Consider the following 4,189-nt stretch of genomic DNA (forward strand, 5'->3'; position numbering starts at 1 on the left):
AGTATATTTTGACAGAATACTTTAAAAGGAGTGGGGGACCACTCCTTTTAAAGCTTAGATTTTAGCGTCTTTTCTTTACAAACCAAGCTATTCCAATCAAGAAAACTATAATTACACCAATTACAGTTATCCAAACACTACTCTTCTCACCCGTCTTAGGGTAGGATTTTGGTGAGTAAGTACTTGAACTTTGTCCTGAATTTGATGGGTTATTTGTTTTATCAGAATCTGTAGGATCAGTTTTCTTAGTATTTAACTTGGTTAGTGTAATAAGAGAAGAATCCTTCTCAGTTGTAAAGCGAATTGCTGTTTTATCTAAGATATACCCTGTTGGGGCTTGGGTTTCAATCAATTGATATGAACCTTCTTCTAGTCCTTCAATTGTTGCTATACCATTTTTATCAGTAGTTATCTCTTCTTTGATAGTCTTTCCTTTAGAGTCTAGCAATTTAAATTTCGCGCCTGATAACAATTCATTCGTGCGTGAGTCTCTCTTTTCAATTCGAACAGATTTCTCTTGCCCTTTATTTGTCTTAGTCAAATTCTCTTGAGAAGATTTATCACTTTTTACAACAAATTCAATTGGTGTTGCATCTAATACATAGCCAGTTGGCGCTTGCGTTTCTACTAACTGGTATTCGCCTGGTTTTAAATCATTAATGGCTAGTTTACCGTTGCTATCTGTCACTAAGTCTTTCAGAACAACTTTGTTATTGCTGTCTCTTAATTCAAAGGCTGCTCCTGCCAACTTGTCTCTTGTTTTAGAATCAATTTTAGTTAGAACAACTGAACCTACCGTTGGTTGATTCGTCTTCGTTACTTGAACTGCTTCTCGTTGGCCTTTTTCAATCGTAAAGGTTACTGGTGTGGCGTCTAAGTCATAACCTGTTGGCGCTTGCGTTTCTACTAGTCGGTATTCGCCTGGTTCTAAACCATCAACAGCTAGTTTGCCTGATTCATCAGTGACTAAGCCACTTTGAAGAGTTTTGCCATCTTTGTCTTGTAACTCAAAGACTGCTCCTTGTAAGGCTTCCCCTGTTTTCGCGTCGGTTTTGCTTAAGACCACTCCTCCAGGAGTCATTTTGTTCGTCATTGATACTTGAACTGCTTCTGTTTGGCCTTTTTCTATTGTAAATTTCACTGGCGTTTGGTCTAAGTCATAACCGGTTGGTGCTTGCGTTTCTACGAATTGATAGTCTCCTGGTTCCAAGCCATCAACAGCTAGTTTGCCTGATTCATCAGTGACTAAGCCACTTTGCAGGGCTTTACCATCTTTGTCTTGTAACTCAAAGACTGCTCCTTGTAAAGCTTCCCCTGTTTTCGCGTCGGTTTTACTTAATACCACTCCTCCAGGAGTCAATTTGTTCGTCATTGATACTTGAACTGCTTCTGTTTGACCTTTTTCTATTGCAAATTTCACTGGCGTTTGGTCCAAGTCATAACCGGTTGGTGCTTTAGTTTCTACAAGCTGATAGTTCCCTGGTTCCAAACCATCAATTGCTAATTTTCCTGAATTATCAGTTATTAGCCCACTTTGAAGTGCTTTGCCATCTTTGTCTTGTAATTCAAAGACTGCTCCTTGTAAGGTTTCGCCTGTTGTCGCATCGGTTTTACTTAGGACGACGCCTCCAGGCATTAATTTATTTTTAATGGATACTTTCACAACTTCTTGTTGATCTTTTTCTATAGTAAATTTAATTGGAGTATTATCTAATACATAACCTGTTGGTGCTTTAGTTTCTACAAAAGAATATTCTCCTGATTTTAGTCCATCAACTAGTATTTTTCCTTCCAAGTTCGTCTGAAGTGCTGAACGAACAATAGAACCATTAGAATCTCTAATTTCAAACACTGCTCCTTGCAAAGCTGTATTTGTTTTTTCATCTACTTTTGTTAATTCCACACTACCAGTAGTTGAGATATTCGATTTTTCTAATTGAATCTTTTCATTCTCTGTACCATGAATAATAAATGAAACAGGGGTATTATCGAGAACATAGCCTTCTGGAGATTCAATTTCGGTAAGGGTGTATGTCCCGGGATTTAGGTTATTAATTTCTAGCAAACCATCATTTCCAGTTGTAAATGTTCCCAAAACTTCCTTATTATCAGTATTTTCTAGTTCAAATTTAGCATTTGCCAATGGTTCCTTAGTTTCTTTATCCACTTTAAGCAGACTCACATTATTTAATGGTTCATACACTGGTTTGATAGGCGGGATAGGTGCAACAGGTTCATCAGGAACAACAGGTACAGTCTCATAAGTAGGCGGTGTAGGCTCAGTTGGCGGCGTTAACTTAGGAGTGTAGTCACTTTGACTTCTTCCAAATGTACCATAGGCATTTGACCAAGAACTAGCAGTTGCCACAGATATCACTTCTCCAGGTTCTGGTGACAACAAATGAAAATATCCATAGGTCGCTTCACTAGCCATGTTACTCAATAATTTCAGATAGCCATATTTATTAGCCAAATCAGACGCAGATAAATTCTTCAAATCATTATAGAAAGGCGCACTATTATCTCCGTCTTCTAGATCAACGTCATTCATACCTCCAATAAGATTCATTGCTTTTCTTTGTGTTTCAGCAGCGGTATCGATTGCATCCATAAAAGCATTAAAATCTGCTGTCTCATAGTTAGAACTATTATAGGTCTCAAAAGCCTTAATATATTGTTGGATTGCTGTTGTATATAAACTTAATCCCTGATTTTTAGCTTCTTCCAAAGCAGAAGACCATTTATTAACCAAGCCTTGATCAACCATGAATGTATCCTTATCCATTTGTTGATTTGCTGCATCGAATGCTAAACCACCAGTTTTAGTGAATAAGTCGGTCAAAGCTTGTTTAATATTATCTTCCGTTGGATGATCCAAAATTTGGGGAACATTATCTACTGTTTGGCCGGTTGTACTGTTAAAAGTATGATAAAACTCTACACCTTTAAAACCGTCATACCATGCACCACCAATAGCATTCGGAAAAATCGTACTAATATCTCCCATAGATGGAGTAGTCCCATAAATTGATTTTTCAAATTCAGCGTAGATATTCCATTGATCCATTACTTTTTGACCGTTTGATTCAATTTCAGGATTCCCAGTAATAGGATCGTTAGCCATATTTTCTTTAATCTTAGAAATCAATGCTTCCCCATTTATAGATAACCCCGAGTTAATCATCTGGTTCATAGCAGAATAATTAGCTAAATAGCTCTCTATTTGAGCCAATACAGTATAAAAACTAGGGCCTATATATTGGCCTTTAGCGCTATGATCATCGACTTCTTGTTGTTTATTATTATACTCATCTAAATCTTTTTGATACTGTTCGAGCGCTTGTTCGTATGCAGCTTTTTTTTCAGCATTCTCTTTCTCAACTCGATCTGCCTCTGCTTGAGCGTCATCATGCTCTTGTTTCTTCTGATTATATTCATTCAAGTCTTGCTCATACTGAGCATAGTCTTCGTTATACTGTTTTAATGCTTTTTGATATTCCTCGTAATCATGATATACCTTAGTTTCTCGAGCTGGAGAATCGTCTGCACTAACCGTTTCAGCAAATACTTGAGCAATTCCCAGCTGTCCTATAACCATAACGAGACTTGCTAACATATAGACTACTTTGTAAATTCTCTTTTTCATTGTTTTCCTCCTTATATAAATTGATTGTTCAACCTGTAAATAAAAATGTTTGGGCCAGATGTTTCATCTTTTGTCCTAATTGCGTTGTAGTCTCTCCCCCCCTCTTTAATTCTGGTTTAGCTTCCAGCATAGAAAGATACCCTTCCAAGCTATCTAGTGGTTTAGTTACTGATTGATTAGGTAACCGCTTTTTTTCTTGATTTGACTTGGTAATAATTACTTGATTGTTTTTATATTCAACTAACGCAGAAGAGGTCGTATCATTTCTAAACCCTTTGCTGTCCTTTTCTGCAAAAAGTCCAATCATCCCAAGTGTAAACATAGGCTGCACAATGACTGCTGTTCCAAACAGTCCCAAAATATTTTTCATTATGTACCTCCTTTCATTTGATAGTCGTTTTCTGAAAACAAGAATTCCTTTTTAATTCTAACTACAGTATTGCCAAAAAACTCCCAGTCACTGGGTGTTGGAGGATTTTTCCAAACGATTTGCGCACCTTTAAAGTTTTCCCACACACAATTCGAGATTAAGATCTTGGTATG

2 protein-coding genes are annotated in these 4,189 nt (G+C 37.0%); both read right to left on the minus strand.

Features of this window, described 5'->3' with window-relative positions; translation table 11 throughout:
• Positions 1 to 61: 61 nt before the first annotated feature.
• The gene (locus Q0A12_RS09625) at positions 62 to 3,646 is read right to left on the minus strand and encodes a SpaA isopeptide-forming pilin-related protein (RefSeq protein ID WP_291292435.1); all 3,585 of its coding nucleotides are present in this window, start codon (positions 3,644 to 3,646) and stop codon (positions 62 to 64) included.
• A 28-nt stretch (positions 3,647 to 3,674) separates the two neighbouring features.
• On the minus strand, positions 3,675 to 4,016 hold the full coding sequence (locus tag Q0A12_RS09630; RefSeq protein WP_291292436.1) for a hypothetical protein: 342 nt from the start codon (positions 4,014 to 4,016) through the stop codon (positions 3,675 to 3,677).
• Positions 4,017 to 4,189 lie beyond the last annotated feature (173 nt).

It is taken from the genome of Enterococcus sp. (assembly GCF_022711995.1).
GTDB lineage: Bacteria > Bacillota > Bacilli > Lactobacillales > Enterococcaceae > Enterococcus_D.

What these genes read in the sequence shown, in the direction of transcription:
- Q0A12_RS09625 (WP_291292435.1), bottom strand. Translation starts at nt 3,646, where the DNA reads ATGAAAAAGAGAATTTACAAAGTAGTCTATATGTTAGCAAGTCTCGTT.
- Q0A12_RS09630 (WP_291292436.1), bottom strand. Translation starts at nt 4,016, where the DNA reads ATGAAAAATATTTTGGGACTGTTTGGAACAGCAGTCATTGTGCAGCCT.